Genomic DNA, 18,038 nt, shown 5'->3' on the forward strand with positions numbered 1-18,038 from the left:
GGATATGCTTATGCGAAATGATGTAGATCAATTTCTGGAATACTGCCGCAAGACAAGCATGTCCTATTCTTATAAACCTGTGTTGATTATGGCACTGGTAGAACATAGTGGTGTGGTGAGTATTTCAGAGGCTGTAAATTATTTTGTCCAATACTATGGCAATCGTCTTACTCTTGGGCTTGTAGCAGAAAGAAATAATTCGATTTACAGCAACCTCAATTGTACTCTTGAACAAATTTCATCCAATATAAAAACCAATCCAGTTAAGGCACTGTTGAATAGTCCATTCTTTATTTACGACAGGAGTACAGAAATTCTAAGTTTTATTCCGGAGATTCGACGAGAATTAACCGCGAATGCTGCTGAGAAGATTATTTCTGTATGTATGCAGCGATTGGATGAATATTATTTGAGAATTAAGGATCAGACGGATCATGAATTCATCTGTTTCCATAAGCCAGAAGAAGAAAATGGATATCTTAGTAATTGGTATCCATCAAGATTCTCATTCAGAGGTACGGACTTTTCTTCTGTGGAACAGTACATGATGTTTCGGAAAGCAATTATGTTTGGAGATGATGCTGTTAGAAACAGGATTTTATCTACAAACGATGTAGCAGAAATAAAGCAGCTGGGCCGGTCTGTGAGAAACTATAATGATAAGCTCTGGGGCGGTCAGCGGCAGCTGATTGTCTACCAAGGTCTTTTGGCGAAGTTCGCCCAGAACGATGAGCTTCGAATAAGGCTCTTAAATACTGGTAGTGCTATTCTTGCTGAATGTGCGGTTACTGATAAAATCTGGGGAATCGGTCTTTCTATGGATGATGATCGCAGGTTTTTGATTGATCAGTGGCAAGGCAGTAATATGTTGGGTTTTTCGTTAATGCAGGTACGCAACATGCTTCAGGAAACAAGAAATCTGTAGGAAGGGTATTGGAATGGCGGAACAAATCGATAAGGCGATTGGCTTAAAGGCTGGAGAAAAAACAAGATCATACCGTGAATTCGGTTTCTCCGTAATCATTCCTGTAATAAGCCAAATTCACGATACAATTCAGGTGAAATTTTCTGTAAAAAAGCAAACGGGCAATAATATTGCTATGATTGTTGATCAATGCCGTATTGCAGATAAATTAGGAAGATCATATCAGTCCAAGCCTAAAGATGTGTTTTTTGCTGCAGGAGCCACTCAAAAGCAAGTTACAGTAAACATCACTTTCGACGGACAAGCTCCCATGTGGAGAGAAGCAACTTTACAATTGACGTTATGTGACCAAACCGGAAAAAAGTATGAAATATGCTATAAGAGTGATCCGTCTCGTAAACTGATGCTAGAGTATGCGTTATGGAATCCGATGACACCAGTGGATGAACAGCGATTTATAGATGTTTTTAATGCTTTCATGCTGCAGAATGCTGTTGAAACAGAGAAAATAGAAAACACAGGTAGTGCGAAACATCAAGATTCAGCGGGGCATCAGGAATCCTCTTTTACCACTCCTACATTGGAAGAGTACAAAAGAGCAATCCTTCGCGAAATGATGTTTTTAAAAAATAATGGTGGCAGAAAGTACAAGGTTTCGAATGGCGCGTTTATTAGTCATGTAGGAACCATGTACTCGTATCATTTTGAATTAGAGGCAGAATTAAATCTATCTGATGATGCCCCAATTACAGTGACTACGGGTGGGGCGACTTCTGAAGGAACTGTTCTTGTATGTGAAGGCTTTCAAATAATTGTTGTTATTGATAAAGACCTTGGCAGTAAAGTGAGTTCCGCATATATAAGCGTTGAACCCTGGAAACTGTTAGAGGCACTCCATAAAAAAATAAGTGCATTATCAAAACTGGATAGAATTGCCATCAAACTTCTTGAAGAAGGTCCGACTATTGCTGGAAAGGGCTCTTATACTCAGATCCCTCAGGGACAGAAAATCGCGAAACAAAGGGCGCTTGAAGAAGATATCACCATAATTTGGGGCCCTCCAGGTACTGGTAAAACATATACCATGTCTGAAATCGCAATTGAGTTCCTTCAAAAAGGGAAATCGGTTCTTGTAGTATCTCATAGTAATATTTCTGTAGACGGAGTTGTTAATCAGGTATCTTCTATGCTTACGAGTCGAGGGATGCAGGAATATTTGAAATCCGGAAGGGTGTTGCGATATGGATACGTGCGTGAGGAGAAATTGGCGAAGGATCCTTATGCAGTTGCCTTTAATTATGCATTAGGTAAAAATCCTGCGCTTAAGAGCCAGATGGAACGATTGCTTCTCGAAAAGGATAAATTAAAGAGCATTGGCTCTCCATATAACGATAAGCGTGTTCAAATTGAAAAGGAGCTAAAAAAACTGCGGGCTCAAGTTAGGGATGCAGAAAGACTATATGTAGAACGTGCGCAGTTTGTTGCCACCACCATTTCAAAAGTAAATATTGATACGCTCTTTGAAAATAAAAAGTACGATATTGTAATGTTTGATGAAGTGAGTATGGCATACGTTCCTCAGCTATTATCTGCAGCTGCATATGCAAAATCACACTTCATCGCGGTAGGAGACTTCCGGCAGCTTTCACCAATTGCGCAATCTGAAGCACATAAAGTGCTTGATACAGATATCTTTTCATATCTGCACATCTCAACTGGAGATAATACAATCTTTAGCCACCCATGGCTTGTAATGCTTAATGAGCAGCGACGTATGCATCCACGTATTTCCGCCTTCCCGAATAGATATGTCTACAATCGGCTTCTCAAAGATCATGAGTCCGTTCATTCAAATCGCCGTTCCGTGGTAGACAAAAAACCTTTGGGTGGACATGCGATGAATCTAATTGATTTATCTGGTACTTTCTGTGCTGCAAGTAAGAACAGTGATAACTCCAGGTTCAATATTGTTAGTGCTATTGTCTCTTTTGCAACAGCTCTTGCGGCTGAAGAAGATGGTGAAGATAGCATTGGAATCATTACCCCATATGCCGCACAGACTCGTATTATCCGGGCAATGATTCAGGATTATCGCAGAACAAAGCAAACCAATGTGGTGTGTTCTACTGTTCATCAGTTTCAGGGTTCAGAAAGAAATCTTATAATTTTTGATGCTGTGGAGAGCTATCCATCATCAAAACCCGGTTGGCTGATGTCGAAAAATGATAATGGTTCCGTCACTAGACTAATCAACGTTGCCGTTACCAGAGCAAGAGGAAAACTGATTACTGTTGCAAATAGTCGCTTCTGGTTGAGGAAATTCGAGAACACATCTCATATCTTTTATCGTTTGGTTAAGCATCTGCTGGATAATGAGAATGTGCTTTCTGTAAAGGAAAAGCAGCTACAGAATTATCTATCTGGCTTGAATACTGGAAAGAACATTCGTTATTTCTCTTCCTTTGAAGACTGTTCAGATCTTTTGAAAAAGGATCTGGGCAAGGCAAAAAATAGAATTATCGTATCGATTCCGGATGGACAGCTGGATCCTGGATCTGAGAAAACACTTTTGGCATGGCTGCAACAAGAAGCTGGTAATGGGATTCGGGTATTAATGAAATCTAACGACTATCAGTCTCTTCCAACTGCATGGAAAACCATGTGTTGGGGTACAGATGATGCTGTATTTCCAGTAATACTTATCGATGATAGTGTTATTTGGTATGGTGTGCCAGATGCACGATTAATGTTCAAAGATGGAAACTGGGGGTATTCTACAGTATGCAAAACCATCTTCAGAATAACCGGGGAACATACGGTTGAGCTTTTGAAATCTTTGAGTGATTTGGAGTACCGAACCGTAGAACATCAGCGAAAGCCTCTGCTCGAAAAAACATCAAAGGATACTACGAACACCGGTGAAGATTCTGATGGCAAAGAAGCTGCAGGATTAAGTAAATTTGCTGAAGAGTATTCTAAATGTCCGAAGTGCAAAGCCGCTATGAAGTTATTGCGTAGTCGTGCTGGGAAAGTGTTTCTGAAGTGTCCTTCTTGTGCAAATATGGAGTATTTAACTCCGGACTTTACAAATTGGTACATCAGTAAGAATTACATTCGATGTCCTAAGTGCAATAGCGGATTAAGGGCATGCCTTGGAAGCTATGGAATATATGTAAAATGTGATAACGGTCATTTTATTAAACCAGATGAAATTTAAAACTATGGATTTGGAGGAGGAAATTGTGAAAGTCTATACAAGAATAGAAAAATACAAAGACCGCTCCAAACCCGTAGATGAACCCCTTTATTATGAGATTGAGTCACCGAAGAAGCGCCATTGGGGAATCATTACTCTATCTCTGCTAATCGTAATAACGATTATAGCTGGCCTTTATTTTGTATTGTCTAACGTAAATACAGTTTCAGAACAGACAGTAAGAAAAGAGATATCACAAAGCATTGTCCAATCTAATCCAGAGTTGATTCCTGAATTCAATGGATTTGATTATGTTGAGTTAAATGATAACCAACCAGGATTCTCGGTGGATGATTATGAGCTAATTAGTGGAGAATACTATTCCTCACTTGATTTTCTGGGCAGGTGCGGGGTTGTATATGCCAATATCGATGCCTCTATGAGACCTACAGAGGAACGAGGCTCCATAGGTATGATTAAACCATCTGGTTGGAATCAGGCAAAATATGAAGGATATGTTGATTCAAAACCTCCATATCTGTTTAATCGATGCCACTTGATTGCATATGCTTTAACCGGCCAGAATGCGAATGAACAGAACTTAATCACCGGAACCCGGTATTTTAACGTTACCTCAATGCTGCCGTTTGAAGAGCAAGTAATGCGCTATCTTGATAAGTCGAACAATCATGTTCTTTATCGAGTAACTCCTTATTTCAAAGGGACGGAACTCGTTGCCAGAGGCGTTGAAATGGAAGCATATTCTATCGAAGATAATGGAGCTGGCGTTTGTTTTCATGTGTTTGTTTATAACTATCAGCCTGGAATAGAAATTGATTATAGAACTGGAGACAGTTGGGTGAAAATGGACTAATAGTGTTTTGGACCAGAGACATGTAAAAGAAAGAAAAAGGGGGTTGTGCATAATGAAATATCAAATTGCAGATATCAGAGGAAAGAATTATATCAAAGTCGGTGCATCAGAAGAATTTTTTGAGAGTCAATCAGAAGAAGATGATTTCCGAGCCAGAGAAAATCTCAAAAAAATTATAGAGCCGTGGCTAAGTGCTGCGTTGCAAACGGATCATCTATCAATGTTAATAGGAGCTGGATTTACAACAGCTGTCTGTCAGATTGCATCTGTAAGCTCTTCTTCAATGAGTACTGCAGACTTTGGAGCATTTGATAGCAAAATAAACTCATATGCTGATAAAGCAGCAACCCGTCTTGGAAGAGGCAAAGCCAATATTGAAGACCAGATAAGGACTGCGATTTCCCTGTTGCAAGGTTACGAAATTGATGGAGGTGAAGACAATCTTCCTTGTTGATGAAATGGCAGACATTACTTTTAGCAGATCACTTGGCATCCTGATGGATGCCTTAATGGCAAGCTTTCAGGAAATCTTAAAGCTCAGCGATGAGCAATTGACAGCTTTTACTGCTGATTTCGAAGCAAGACTACCGAAATATCTGCGTAATGCACTCCATCCAGAGGCTGTGGTGGCATAAATCGCTATTTTGTTAGCTGAAGTATTGAATTTTCAAGGTGCGAAGCCCATTTTAGGTATGGGAAGTCTTAGTCATTTATTATAACGAACGATATTCTTTAGAAAGATTTCATAAATCTCCACCACATTTCGACAAAAATTTTGCATGACATTTTTTATACTGATTGCATCAACGATGGCAAATCGACTATAATAAAAGAAAGGATGCAATCATTAAGTATTTGGATGACTGGAAACTTGATGGCTGCAAAAGGAATTAATGCCTATGCAGGATGAGATCAGAATGAACAAGAAGCACAAGGACCGGCTGTTCCGCAAAATTTTTGAAAAGAAAGAGGATCTGCTTTCTCTGTATAATGCACTGAATGGAAGTGATTATACAGCTCCGGAGGAACTTGAGATCTACACAATGGATAGTTTTGTGTACATGGGAATGAGAAACGACCTTTCCTTCCTCATTGATATGACTCTGAATGTTTATGAGCACCAGAGTACATATAATCCAAACATGCCGCTGCGTGGATTTTTCTATATGAGTTCCGCATATCAGAAATATGTGGCATTGAATAAGCTGGATATTTATTCCAGTAAACGGATCCCGCTTCCTTTGCCGAAGTATTATGTATTTTACAATGGAACAAGGAAAATGCCGGATGAATCCACACTGTTTCTTACAGACAGCATGCCTGGAACGGATGCAGCGGAAAAATCCAGTGCACAGTTTGCAGCCCATATGATCAATGTCAATGCCGGACACAACAGCGGGATTATGAAAAAATGCCCGAAACTTTATCAGTATTCTCTCTTCATAGAGGAGATCCGAATGAACCAGAAGAAGAAAATGGCATTAAAAGAAGCTGTGGAACAGGCAGTAGACAGTTGTATCAAAAAGGGGATTCTGACAGACATCCTGCTTGGAAACAAAGCGGAGGTGACGGATATGATCTTGGAAGAATATGATGAGAATCTGCATATCTCAAACGAAAAAGAAATCAGCTACCAGGAAGGCCTGGAGCAGGGGCGTAAGGAAGAACAGGAGAATACTCTGAGGGAAAAACAAAGGGCAGATCAGGCAAGTCAACAGGCAAAGGAAGCAAGTCAACAGGCAAAAGAAGCCAATCAGCGTGCAGCAGTATTCCAGCTGAAGCTTCAGGGAAAGACAGAAAAAGAGATAGCGGAAGCTATGAATCTGCCTTTTGAAAGAGTGCAGGAGATTCTGAATTTTAAATAAGCATGTGGAACAGGCAGCAGATATCTGTATCAAAAAGGAAATCCTGAATTCTAATGATTATTTGTATGAAAATATCAGAACCGTTATAAGAAGACGTAAGTGCCTTTTTATAACGGTTCTTTAAGTATCCGAATCCTTTTGGCAGATTTCAGTACATCGAAACTGAAACAACGGATACATCTGATCAGATATTTGTTTTCCGATGTACCAGATACTCTCTGGGTGAATACATCGTATATTGTTTAAACACGGTAGAAAAGTAGGTGCTGCTGTTAAATCCCAGCTGCATGGCGATATCAGTAACGGACATTCTGTTCAGGAGCCGGGGTTTGGCTGCCTCTATTTTTTGCTGGTTGATAAATCGTCTTGGAGAAATTCCCATTTGTTTTTTGAATTTCTGCTTGTATTGAGAGCAGGAAAGATTCACAAGAGCAGCCAGTTCCTCCAGGGAAAATTCGCTGGCAATGTGTTCCTGAATATACTGCAGAGTGACCGCTATATCAGAGGATACAGCAGAATGTTCTTTCTGCGAATGGGAAATCAACAGATGAAGGAACAATTGCAGGTAGGAAGCTGTCAGCTGCGGAGTTTCACCTGAATGGGCACATTGAAACGCATTGTGAAGCATGGTCTGTAATTCTGTTTTTTTCGCCTGAATGTGTATTATAAGATGTCAACAATATAAATAAAGGAGAAAAAATGCATGGAAGGACTGAAAAGAGAAGACATCATCCGTGTTATTGAGGGGAAAGGCGCGGCAGAAAGAGTCCCTCTGCTGATGGATATCTGGATCTATGACAATGTGTTTGAGAATGATCCAAATATCTTCTTGGCCGCTGGTTGTATTGCCTGTTTGAGCGGCTATGGTCACTTCGGGGAATGGAAAATGCACTGACGGATTTTTATCTTTATCCGGAAGAAATACATAAATTATTTCGCTATCTGACAGATTTTTATATGCGGGCAATGGAGCGGGCAAAGGACGAACTGGGAGTTGACGGATTCTTTGTTTCGGATGATATTGGAACACAGAAGGGGCCGTTCTTTTCCCTGGATATTTTCCGGGAATTTTTTAAACCTTATTACAAAGAAATCATTGATAAAGCCCATGAACTGGGAACGCATTTCTGGCTTCACAGCTGTGGAAACATTGAACTGTTTCTGCCGGATCTTATCAAGATCGGGCTGGATGTGATTCACCCCATACAGAAATACACCATGGATGAACGGCAGATTTCTGAAAAATATAGAGATAAAATCTGTATCCTTGCCGGATTTGATGTACAGAATACCATTCCTTTCGGAAGTGATGAGGATGTACAGAAGGAAGTACGTTTTTTGAAACAGGCTTATGAGAGACCGGAAGGACGTTTCATGCTGACTATGGGAAACGGTTCTACGACAGACTGGAAAATACACAGCCTGGATGCCTTGTACCATGCTGCTCTGGAAACAAGAATAGACGTGATGGAGGAAAACGAAAATGAATCCGATTATTTTCAGACAGGGAGTCTGTGACCCTCATATACATGTTTTTCAGGATGATGACGGCAGTGCGTACCTGATCGTCGGGGAATGCAGACTTCCGGCACCTTGTAACTGCTATTTTATTGCACGTCTGAATGACGATATGGTAAGTCTGGCAGAGCCTTTGAGACCAATCGAATACAGGGGGAATCCCTGCCCGGAAGACAAACCTTCCATTCATAAATACGGAGGCAGATATTACCTGACACACTCTTCGTTTTATGCCATCTCTGACAGCGTTTACGGCCCTTATCATTATGTGGGAAATACTGGATGCAACATTGATCATGGAAGCTTTTTTACCTATCATAATCAGACATATTTTGCTTCCGGCGGCATGGATAATCCCAACCGGTATCTGAGAGCTTCCTATCTGGCACCCTGTCATTATCGTGCAGGCGGAGGGATTGTCATTGATCAGAAAATCATGGAATATGGATGCGGACAGTATGATGCGGCATGGGATAAAATTAAAGCAGAATGGTACTTTTCTGCATCCCGCGAATGCAAAAAAGAGCTTGCTGACAGAAGTTTTGCAGTGGAACTGAAGAAAGGGGAAAACCTTAGTTTTCCGAATATAGCGAATGTAGAAAAGAATACAAAAATTCAGTTTTGCGGAAGCGCACAGATGCCAGGAAAGGCTTCAGTAATCGAAATCAGGGAGAATGATGCAGAGGGAGAAATTCTTGGAATCTGCGAAATCGGATATGCCGGACCAGAAACGAAAACAGGAATTTACGAATGTAATCTGTCTGCGCAAGGCAGGGAAAGAAGATAAAGGAATCTTTGTGGATTCGTTTGCGGTTGTTCCTAAAAAAATTAAAGTCACCCAAAATAAATACAAAAATCCAGATAAAGCCCGGTGGAATCTTATTAGACCTTGTCTAAGGATTCCTGCTTTTGGAAGTATTTATTGAATTTTAGAACGGAATTTGTCATCTTGTCGGATACTATTGACGATTATAAAATAAAATTTATAATAGAATTATCCGTTAAATCGAGAATAATTACAAAAAGAATTCCAAAAGAAAGGACATAAAAAATGACACCAAAAGAACTTATTTTAGCAACATTAAGACATGAAGAAACCCCTCAGGTCGCATGGGTTCCTTTTGCAGGAGTACATGCAGGACAGCTGATCGGCTGCAATGCGAGAGAAATTCTTTCCAACGGAGATCATCTGTACAATGCACTGATGGAAGTACATAAAATGTACAAACCATCCGGAATGCCCATTATCTTTGACCTGCAGGTGGAGGCAGAATGTCTGGGATGCGAACTCACCTGGGCCGACGATGCTCCGCCATCTGTATCCGCTCATCCGATGGAAGACGACGAAGATCTGGTAACACCCTGTGAATGCACCATTCCGACAAAAGAAGATGGACGTATCCCAATGATTCTGGATGTCATGAGGAGAGTGAAAGAATCTGTTGGTGACGAAACTGCATTGTATGGTCTGATCTGCGGTCCGTTCACTCTTTCCGCCCATCTCCGCGGCAACAATATCTTCATGGATATGTTTGATGATCCGGAAGCAGTGGAAGATTTTCTGGATTATTGCTGTAAGGTTGCAATGCATATGGCAGACTATTACATTGAAGCGGGTATGGATGTGATTGCAGTGGTTGACCCTCTGATTTCCCAGATTTCCTCCAATCATTTTGAAGAATTTATGATGAAACCGTTTACGGAACTGTTTGCACATATCCGTGAAAAAGGTGCATATTCTTCATTCTTTGTATGCGGTGATGCGACCCGAAATATTGAAGTCATGTGCCAGACAAAACCGGATGGAATATCTGTGGATGAAAATGTGAATCTGCTTGCAGCAAAGAAAATTACAGATAAATATAATGTATGTATCGGAGGAAATATACCGCTTACTACTGTCATGCTGCACGGAACACAGCAGGATAATATGAAGTATGTCATTGATCTTCTGGACAGCATGGAAGATAAGAGAAACTTCATTCTTTCTCCGGGATGTGATATGCCTTACGCAGTTCCTGTTGAGAATACGATCGGTGCGGTTCAGGCAGTCACGCAGTCGGATGAAGTAAGAGAAATGGTGAAAAATTATGTAGCTGTGGATGAAGATATTGAGGTAGAACTGCCGGATTATGAACATCTTGAGAAGCCATTTGTGGAAGTCTTTACACTGGATTCTGCCACCTGTGCAGCATGTACCTATATGATGGGCGCAGCCAATGAAGCAAAGGCAGCCTATGGGGATAAAATTGATATGGTAGAGTATAAATTTACCGTGAAAGAAAACATTGCAAGATGCAAAAAAATGGGCGTAAAAAATCTCCCGTCGATTTATATTAACGGCAAATTGAAATTCAGTTCAATTGTGCCTGCCAAAGAAGAGCTGGAAGCTGCGATTAACGAAGTACTGTAAAGCATTTTTCGACCACGCTCTAAGAAAGTCATCCGGCGACGCCTGTTCAGAAATGATTTTATGTAATGTTTTTACAGATGACAAAAAAAGTACAAATAATAAATAAAAAATCATAGAAAAAATATTGGATGCTTCCTATAATGGTTTTATTCTATTAGACAAAGTCTAATAAAAGCGATATGACCTTATAGGGAGCATTTTTTGTATCATAGGAAAGTGCTTTGCATTTTTCCTATGATACAAAAAAGACCTCCGGTATTACAGAAGGAAACTTCGTTTTTCTTAAGAAACAATGAAAATATAATCATAAACTCACCAAAACAGAAAGGAAGAAACAGTCAATGAAACGAAATATGAATGAATGGATGAACGAATATCTTCAGGGCAAAAACCATAAACCATTACCGATCCTCTCTTTTCCGGGAACACAGCTGATCGGAAAAAATGTGGAAGAACTGGTAAGAAGCGGGCACAATCAGGCACTCTGCATGGAGGCAATTGCCAACAAATTTGATACAGGAGCAGCTTTCAGTCTGATGGATCTTTCGGTAGAAGCAGAAGCATTCGGAAGCCCGATTATTTACAGCAAAGACGACATTCCGACTCTGCATGGCGCTTTGATTCATGATGAAGAAGAAGCGGAAGCTCTTCAGATTCCGGAGGTAGGTGCAGGGCGAACAGGAGAGTGCGTTCAGGGAATCAGGGAGGCCAGTGAAAAAATTACAGACCGTCCGGTACTGGCAGGAATTATCGGTCCGTATTCCCTTGCCGGCCGTCTTCTGGATATGACAGAAATCATGATTTTATGCTACGAAGAACCGGAACTGGTAGAAACCGTACTGGAAAAAGCAACCCAGTTTTTGATAGCATATGCAAAAGCTTTCAAGGCAGCAGGAGCAAATGGCATTGCGATGGCAGAGCCTGCCGCAGGACTTCTGTCACCGACACTGATCAGAGAATTTTCCAATCCATACGTAAAGCGTGTCCAGGAAGCAGTGGAAGATGAGAACTTCCTGTTTTTGTATCATAACTGCGGCACCGTCACACCGCTGATGAAAGAACTGGAAGAACTGAATGTACACGCATACAGCTTTGGAAACGCAATTGATCTGGAGGATGCGTTAAAAACACTTCCGTCTGACCGTCTGATTATAGGAAATATTGATCCGGCAGGTGTTATCAGAAATGGAACTCCGGAACTGATCGAGCAGGAAACCAGGGCACTGCTGGAAAAATGCAGCAAATATCCGAACTTTGTACTGGCCAGCGGATGTGATATTCCGCCTCAGACTTCCATGGAAAATCTAGAGGCATTTTTCCGCACAGCAGAGCAGTTCTATCGCTAAAAAAGAAGCTGGAGGAAGAGAAGAAGATGTCAGAATTATATCTGATTACTGGCTTTCTCGGAGCCGGAAAAACGACATTTCTTAAAAATTTCATCCGCCTTTTTGAGGGAAAACGGATGCATATAATTGTAAATGAATACGGGAAAGAAGGCATTGACGGACAGCTTCTGAAGGAGCTTGGAACTGTTCTGGATGAAATCAATAATGGCTCTATTTTCTGTTCCTGCAGACTGGATAAATTTGAAGAAGTGCTGCAAAAGGCACTTCTTGGAAAACCGGATGTCATCATCATTGAAGCTTCCGGATTGTCCAATCCCACCAACGTGCGCAAAATCATGGCACAGGAAGAAAAATTCCCGGGACTGGAGTATATGGGCAGCATTTGTCTTCTGGATGCCGGAAGATTTCATAAGGTTTATAAAACTGCCACAGTTGTCAAAAAACAGATCAGTATCAGCGACATTATTCTGATCAATAAAACAGATTTGGCGACAGAAGAAGAACTGGATTTTGTACGAAAAACGGTGCAGGAACATCGGCCGGATATCCCGATTTTTGAGACCAGCTACGGGGAAATCTGCGATGAGTGGCTGGAAAAGATGAAACAGCCTGTACTGCTGGCAGAAAAACCGGAAATGCAGACAAGAGATATTACTTTGAGAAGTTATATCCTGAAAATTGCAGACACTTTTACGGTATATGAACTGGGAAAATTTGTGGAAATGTTTCTGGAAGATACTTACCGTGTCAAAGGTTTTGTATATCTGGAAGAAAAAAACTGGTTCCTGGATTGTGTGGGAAATCTGTTCAAACTGACCCCCTACGAAAAAGAAGTGCCAGCTCTGAATGAAATCGTAGTCCTCGCGGGAAATGGACTGCCGGCTGCGAAAAGTATCAAAGAAGCTATAAAATGGTATCCGGATAAGATCATAAACTTTGAAACGGCGAAATAAGAGGTGACAGAAAATGGATTATTATGCAGCAATCCGTGAAAAATGTCTTTCATTTTTCCGGGAAAAAGAAGAGAAAAATATCTGGGAGATGGCAATGGCGTGCATGGATCTGGAGGGACTTCCCATGCACTGTCCTCCCCATCATCTGCTGGTTCCGGCAGTGCTTCTGACTGCATGTGCCTGTAAAGAAGGCAAAACAGAAGAGGAACTGGAGAAGATGCTCGCAGAAGCAGACAAGCGTTCCAAAAAGGTTCTGGGCGGTTTCTGCGGCAATTACGGGAACTGCGGGGCTGGCGTAGGTGTGGGTATTTTCCTGAGCATTTATACAAAAACAAGCCCATTATCGGATGTGACCTGGCAGTGGGTAAACGAAGCAACCGGACGGTCTCTTCTGAAAATTGCATCTGTGGAAGGACCACGCTGCTGTAAACGAAATGCGTTTCTGGCATTTGATGAGGCAGTGAAAATCATAAAAGAACGCCTCGGACTGACTCTGGAAAGACCGGAAAAAATCCTCTGTCACTATTATCCAAATAATAAAGAATGCAAAAAGGAGAAATGTCCTTTTTATCCTGGAGAATCGTTGGAATAATCTACAGTTCATGGACACAGAGGGAAAACAGTGTCTGAGCAACTGGAAAAAGACTTTGGATTTTAAGAACAGTATCAGTAAAATAAAAAACGGTACATGAATGGCAGGATGTTTCATTCCTGCCATCTGCATTTGTTGGAAAGCAACTTTCAAACACGTTCTGGTAAAAGGGAATGGATGGAATCATTTACCGGTACTGCTTCGGCGTAAGCCCCGTATATTTCTTAAATACTTTAGAGAAATAACTTTGATCTTCGAACCCTGTTGCAAGAGCAATATCAATGATGGAATGATCGGTATTGGCAAGAAGACGCTTGCTTTCTTCTACGCGGACCATGTTCAGATATTCTTTAAAGGTAGAACCGGTGGACTGCTTGAACAGTGTGGAAAAATACGCCGGATTCAGGTGCACATGGTTGGCAACCTCCTCCAAAGACAGATTATGCGTAAAATTCTTGGAAATATAACGGATGGCCTTTTTGGTGATCTCGTTGCTTTTGCTTGGAATGTAATTAAACATGCTTTCCGTAAAAACGTCGATGGTTTCCTGAAGCTTGTAGCACAGATCATCCAGAGTCCTGATGTTCTGAAGTTCCATGAGGAACTGATTGTTGATTCTCAGGATACTGTCACTTGTGGCACCGCCCTCGATAGCGGCGCGGGAAAGGAGCGAGGAAAGCTCCATCGCCCGGGATTTTACGACTTCCAGATTGTTGCCCTCTGCAAAAAAAACATATCCGAGAAGATCATTCAGAAGCGCTTTGGACTTTTCGGTATCTCCGGTTTTCAGCTTGGTGATCAGCGCCTTTTCTTTTTCGTAAGGATAACTTTTGCTGTTGACGTGAGTAGAAGCTTTATACATCTGGATCGATTCATTGATTTTGGACTGCTGATAAAGCTTATTATGATTCATTACAAACTGATTTTTGCTGTCAGTGACCAGACCGGAACACATATAATAAAGCATCCGGCTGATATAAGTGACTTTGGGGGGTTCAAAAACGGGGAGCGTTCCGGCTTCCTCATACATTTCCAGAATACTTACGGTTGGAATATTATACTTCTTGGAAATGTCCGAAAGCAGCAGGGAATCTGGTGCATCCATAATAAAGGGTCCGGCCAGTATGGAGCCCAGAAGAACATTATTATTCGCCAGCGGAAATACGATATGATTCAGGTTGGAGTGGCAGGAAAAAATGTACGTTTCTCCGAGACTCATCGCAAGCTTGCTGGCATTGGAATGCATTTTGGTGCAGGAATCAGATTTGGGCAGAAAACGCTTGAAAATTTTGCAGTAGCTGTGCGCATCGCCAAACTGATCCAGGATTTCTCCGTTTTCATCCAGAACCTGAATAGGCAGTCCGATACATTGATAAAAAGTCTCCAGAAGCTCGTGGAGAGATTGTTTCTTGATGATAGAATATAAAAGCGGTTCCATAAAACGATCTCCTTATTTCTAAAAAAAATACGAAATAATAATATTTATACATTAATAATACACAAAAAATGGAAAAAATCAAATATATTTTATGAAATTAAAACCGGGAAATGGAGAGTGTAAAACAGATATGGTAATCAAAGAAAACGAAAGTTCTGGAGTGTGTTTGAAATTTGAAAACACACGAGCATCCGAAAAATATATAATTCTCCCAATTTAACTGAAAAAATTACAAACAACATCGCCCGTTATCCTGTATCCTGGGAAATATACAAAAAAACACATAAATTTTCTAAAAAAAACACGGACTGATTTTGTAAATAATTATATAATAATAAGCAGGAAGGTCTGCTGCGAAAGACTTTTACAGCAGCTACTCAGATAAAAAATGCGGAGGAAACCATACAGGAGGAAAAGAATGGAAAATTTTTATGAAATAGATCACCTTGTGCCGAAACTGGACAGGGATTCGGTACTGAAAGCAATGGACTGTTATGAAGACAGTCCTGTATATGAAGAGGTCGTTGACGAATACGAAGAAATCTGTGAGGATATGCTGAAACTGGCAGAACCGGTGGGGATTCTGGGATTTGGCACACTTTCGGAGTCGATTGAAACAAAGCAGTATAAAGCCGGAACACCTGTCATCTATGCAGTTCTCAGTATCGGTGACGGAATCAAGCAGTGCAGTACAAAAGCTTTTCAGGAGGGCGATTATGTCAAAGGAATGCTCTGCGATGCCATTGCGGATGACCTCCTGTTTTCCCTGGAAGGACGTATGATGGAAAAGCTGAAGGAATCTTGTGCAGAACATAAAATGGGGATTCTCAAGCGTCTGGAGGCACCTCATGATATATCCATGGAATCGCAGAGAGTTGCTTGGGAGCATCTGGAATTACAGAGAAGATTCGGCATTGGAATCAGCAGCGGCTATATGTTTGACCCGGTAAAAACATCCTGTCAGGTATTTATTCTGACAGAAGATGAGTCGGTATTTCAGGCACATCATGACTGCAGAAAATGTCCGAATATCCACTGCAAAATGAGAAACATTCCGAAGACAGAAGTAGAAGTCATCCGTGGAAACGAAACACGGCGGATTGTGATGGCAGAAGGTGAATTTATGATGGACGCCCTGATCAGGGAAGGTTTTTATCTCAGCGCGCCATGCGGAGGAAAAGGCCGGTGCGGCAAATGCGGTGTACAGGTTCTGGAGGGCGATGCCTGGATTACACCGGAAGATGAGAAGACTTTTACGAAAGACCAGCTGAATGCAGGGTGGAGATTGTCCTGCAGATTGTATCCCACAGAAGATCTGAAAATCGCATTTACCTTGAACGATGAATCGGTATTTGAGATCCTTGGAGATACTCTGGAGGAAAGAGAGGATTCATCAGCAAACAGCAGGGATGGACATTTGGAAAAGACAGAAGAGGATGAGGCGTCTGTTTCTGGTAAAACTGGGAAATTCGCTGTCTGTAAGAATACTTCCGTCAGTGAGATGGAGGAAAGCGGCTATGAAATCGCGGTGGATATCGGTACCACAACCATAGCCATGGAGCTTCTTGGAAAAGACAGTGGGAAAAAATTACATACCGTAACATGCATCAATGAACAGCGTGCCTATGGAGCTGATGTGATTTCCAGAATTCAAGCCTCTGTAGACGGCAAAAAAGAAGAATTAAAAAACTGTATCCGTCAGATTCTGAGACAGGGAATCCGCAGACTTACCGCAGAAAACGGAATCTCCATGGGAAAAATAGAGAGAATATCCATTGCGGGAAATACAACCATGGAACATCTTCTTATGGGATATGATTGCGATACGCTGGGGGTATATCCGTTTACCCCGGTAAATATTGATTTGACAAAAGGCAGTTATGAAGAAATTCTGGGAACTGCAGGACATCCGACCGTTCAGAATCATGCAGAATGCACGGCGGAGGTGGAATTGCTTCCGGGAATTTCTACGTATGTAGGCGGCGATATTGTGTCCGGATTATACGCCTGTGGAGTTGACAGCAGCGAAGAAATCTGCCTGCTGGTAGACCTTGGCACCAATGGAGAAATGGCGCTTGGAAACAAAGACCGGATTCTGGTGACATCCACAGCGGCAGGACCGGCTTTTGAAGGCGGCAACATCACATGGGGAATCGGAAGTGTGGCAGGTGCCATTTGTTCCGTAGAAATCCACGACCAAAAGGCTGCAGTAAAGACCATTTTGAATCAGCCGCCAGTCGGTATCTGCGGAACCGGCGTGGTGGAAACTGCCACGGAACTGGTAAGAAACGAGCTTGTGGACGAGACGGGGCTGATGGATGAGGACTACTTTGAGGATGGTTTTCCTCTGGCTGAAACAGAGGATGGCAGAACAATCGCCTTTACCAGAAAAGATGTCCGGGAAATACAGCTTGCAAAGGCAGCGGTCCGTGCAGGCGCGGAAACCCTGATTCTTCGCTATGGAATAAGCAAGGACCAGATTTCCAGAGTGTATCTGGCAGGCGGATTTGGCTATAAGCTTGATAAAGAAAAAGCGCTTGCCATCGGTCTTCTTCCTCCGGAACTTGGTGACCGGATTGAAGCAGTGGGAAACAGTTCTCTTTCCGGAGCTGCAAAATACTTAAGAGATCCAGAGGGAGAAAAGAAACTGAAACATCTGGTTGAAATTTCGCAGGAAGTGAGTTTGTCCACAGATAAAGAATTTAATGAATTTTATATGGATTATATGATGTTTGACGGAGAGTAGCCGTTTACAAAATCTGCTTTATCTGATACAATCTTATAAAGCAAAAATTTCTTACAATTTCTACTTATTCAGAGTGCATGAAGCATCTCTTCGAATGTCAGATAAAATCATATCGCATACAGAGAATCTGCTCTGTTTCTTTTAGAAAATTCTTGCTTTAATCCCATAAGTC

General features: G+C 41.5%; 15 protein-coding genes and 1 pseudogene. 14 read left to right on the forward strand and 2 right to left on the reverse strand.

The genetic code is table 11. The features are described 5' to 3' along the window. Nucleotides 1-10 precede the first annotated feature (10 nt). From ACTNEW_RS01090 to ACTNEW_RS01115, 6 genes and pseudogenes are all read left to right on the forward strand, one after another. A complete protein-coding gene (locus ACTNEW_RS01090) occupies nt 11-925 on the forward strand; it encodes an NADAR family protein (protein WP_441056928.1) in 915 nt (304 codons plus the stop codon). Nucleotides 926-938: 13 nt separating this feature from the next. Continuing rightward, nucleotides 939-4,142, forward strand: a complete 3,204-nt coding sequence (locus tag ACTNEW_RS01095; protein WP_441056929.1) for an AAA domain-containing protein — start codon at nt 939-941, stop codon at nt 4,140-4,142. 25 nt (nt 4,143-4,167) lie between these two features. After that, nucleotides 4,168-4,995, forward strand: a complete 828-nt coding sequence (locus ACTNEW_RS01100; protein ID WP_441056931.1) for a DNA/RNA non-specific endonuclease — start codon at nt 4,168-4,170, stop codon at nt 4,993-4,995. Between the two features lie 52 nt (nt 4,996-5,047). Continuing rightward, on the forward strand, nt 5,048-5,449 hold the full coding sequence (locus ACTNEW_RS01105; RefSeq protein ID WP_441056933.1) for a hypothetical protein: 402 nt from the start codon (nt 5,048-5,050) through the stop codon (nt 5,447-5,449). Continuing rightward, a pseudogene (locus ACTNEW_RS01110) lies at nt 5,439-5,630 on the forward strand (IS4 family transposase); the annotation flags it as partial. The gene ACTNEW_RS01105 and the pseudogene ACTNEW_RS01110, both read left to right, overlap by 11 nt. 282 nt (nt 5,631-5,912) lie before the next feature. After that, nucleotides 5,913-6,860, forward strand: a complete 948-nt coding sequence (locus ACTNEW_RS01115; RefSeq protein ID WP_441056935.1) for a hypothetical protein — start codon at nt 5,913-5,915, stop codon at nt 6,858-6,860. 184 nt (nt 6,861-7,044) lie between these two features. Here the strand turns inward: ACTNEW_RS01115 and ACTNEW_RS01120 are convergent, their stop codons facing one another. Then, nucleotides 7,045-7,488 (reverse strand): AraC family transcriptional regulator, encoded by a 444-nt coding sequence (locus ACTNEW_RS01120; protein ID WP_441056937.1) that lies wholly within the window; start codon nt 7,486-7,488, stop codon nt 7,045-7,047. A gap of 75 nt (nt 7,489-7,563) precedes the next feature. Between ACTNEW_RS01120 and ACTNEW_RS01125 the strand changes: the two genes are divergently transcribed. From ACTNEW_RS01125 to ACTNEW_RS01155, 7 genes are all read left to right on the forward strand, one after another. Beyond that, nucleotides 7,564-7,755, forward strand: coding sequence for a hypothetical protein (locus tag ACTNEW_RS01125; RefSeq protein ID WP_441056939.1), 192 nt, complete (start codon nt 7,564-7,566; stop codon nt 7,753-7,755). Continuing rightward, nucleotides 7,740-8,378: a uroporphyrinogen decarboxylase family protein gene (locus ACTNEW_RS01130; protein WP_441056941.1), complete on the forward strand. Its 639-nt coding sequence runs from the start codon at nt 7,740-7,742 to the stop codon at nt 8,376-8,378. Before ACTNEW_RS01125 ends, ACTNEW_RS01130 begins: the two co-directional genes overlap by 16 nt. Continuing rightward, a complete protein-coding gene (locus tag ACTNEW_RS01135) occupies nt 8,344-9,165 on the forward strand; it encodes a hypothetical protein (RefSeq protein WP_441056943.1) in 822 nt (273 codons plus the stop codon). Before ACTNEW_RS01130 ends, ACTNEW_RS01135 begins: the two co-directional genes overlap by 35 nt. Before the next feature lie 264 nt (nt 9,166-9,429). Further along, nucleotides 9,430-10,791 (forward strand): uroporphyrinogen decarboxylase family protein, encoded by a 1,362-nt coding sequence (locus tag ACTNEW_RS01140; protein ID WP_441056945.1) that lies wholly within the window; start codon nt 9,430-9,432, stop codon nt 10,789-10,791. Nucleotides 10,792-11,132: 341 nt separating this feature from the next. Next, nucleotides 11,133-12,137: a uroporphyrinogen decarboxylase family protein gene (locus tag ACTNEW_RS01145; RefSeq protein WP_441056946.1), complete on the forward strand. Its 1,005-nt coding sequence runs from the start codon at nt 11,133-11,135 to the stop codon at nt 12,135-12,137. A gap of 26 nt (nt 12,138-12,163) precedes the next feature. After that, on the forward strand, nt 12,164-13,090 hold the full coding sequence (locus ACTNEW_RS01150; RefSeq protein WP_441056948.1) for a CobW family GTP-binding protein: 927 nt from the start codon (nt 12,164-12,166) through the stop codon (nt 13,088-13,090). A gap of 13 nt (nt 13,091-13,103) precedes the next feature. Beyond that, nucleotides 13,104-13,682, forward strand: a complete 579-nt coding sequence (locus ACTNEW_RS01155) for a DUF5714 domain-containing protein (protein WP_441056950.1) — start codon at nt 13,104-13,106, stop codon at nt 13,680-13,682. A 187-nt stretch (nt 13,683-13,869) separates the two neighbouring features. On the opposite strand, the gene ACTNEW_RS01160 is transcribed toward ACTNEW_RS01155, so the two are convergent. Beyond that, nucleotides 13,870-15,120: a PocR ligand-binding domain-containing protein gene (locus ACTNEW_RS01160; RefSeq protein WP_441056952.1), complete on the reverse strand. Its 1,251-nt coding sequence runs from the start codon at nt 15,118-15,120 to the stop codon at nt 13,870-13,872. 418 nt (nt 15,121-15,538) lie between these two features. On the opposite strand from ACTNEW_RS01160, the gene ACTNEW_RS01165 reads away from it, so the two are divergent. Then, complete coding sequence (locus ACTNEW_RS01165) at nt 15,539-17,866, forward strand: ASKHA domain-containing protein (RefSeq protein WP_441056954.1); 2,328 nt, start codon at nt 15,539-15,541, stop codon at nt 17,864-17,866. Nucleotides 17,867-18,038 lie beyond the last annotated feature (172 nt).

This window comes from Blautia sp. HCP3S3_G3 (genome assembly GCF_052063365.1).
GTDB lineage: Bacteria > Bacillota > Clostridia > Lachnospirales > Lachnospiraceae > Blautia_A.

Coding starts and splice junctions, on each gene's coding strand:
- ACTNEW_RS01095 (WP_441056929.1), top strand. CDS start 939: ATGGCGGAACAAATCGATAAGGCGATTGGCTTAAAGGCTGGAGAAAAA.
- ACTNEW_RS01120 (WP_441056937.1), bottom strand. CDS start 7,488: ATGCTTCACAATGCGTTTCAATGTGCCCATTCAGGTGAAACTCCGCAG.
- ACTNEW_RS01160 (WP_441056952.1), bottom strand. CDS start 15,120: ATGGAACCGCTTTTATATTCTATCATCAAGAAACAATCTCTCCACGAG.
- ACTNEW_RS01140 (WP_441056945.1), top strand. CDS start 9,430: ATGACACCAAAAGAACTTATTTTAGCAACATTAAGACATGAAGAAACC.
- ACTNEW_RS01135 (WP_441056943.1), top strand. CDS start 8,344: ATGAATCCGATTATTTTCAGACAGGGAGTCTGTGACCCTCATATACAT.
- ACTNEW_RS01165 (WP_441056954.1), top strand. CDS start 15,539: ATGGAAAATTTTTATGAAATAGATCACCTTGTGCCGAAACTGGACAGG.
- ACTNEW_RS01105 (WP_441056933.1), top strand. CDS start 5,048: ATGAAATATCAAATTGCAGATATCAGAGGAAAGAATTATATCAAAGTC.
- ACTNEW_RS01130 (WP_441056941.1), top strand. CDS start 7,740: ATGGAAAATGCACTGACGGATTTTTATCTTTATCCGGAAGAAATACAT.
- ACTNEW_RS01145 (WP_441056946.1), top strand. CDS start 11,133: ATGAAACGAAATATGAATGAATGGATGAACGAATATCTTCAGGGCAAA.
- ACTNEW_RS01150 (WP_441056948.1), top strand. CDS start 12,164: ATGTCAGAATTATATCTGATTACTGGCTTTCTCGGAGCCGGAAAAACG.
- ACTNEW_RS01125 (WP_441056939.1), top strand. CDS start 7,564: ATGGAAGGACTGAAAAGAGAAGACATCATCCGTGTTATTGAGGGGAAA.
- ACTNEW_RS01155 (WP_441056950.1), top strand. CDS start 13,104: ATGGATTATTATGCAGCAATCCGTGAAAAATGTCTTTCATTTTTCCGG.
- ACTNEW_RS01090 (WP_441056928.1), top strand. CDS start 11: ATGCGAAATGATGTAGATCAATTTCTGGAATACTGCCGCAAGACAAGC.
- ACTNEW_RS01115 (WP_441056935.1), top strand. CDS start 5,913: ATGAACAAGAAGCACAAGGACCGGCTGTTCCGCAAAATTTTTGAAAAG.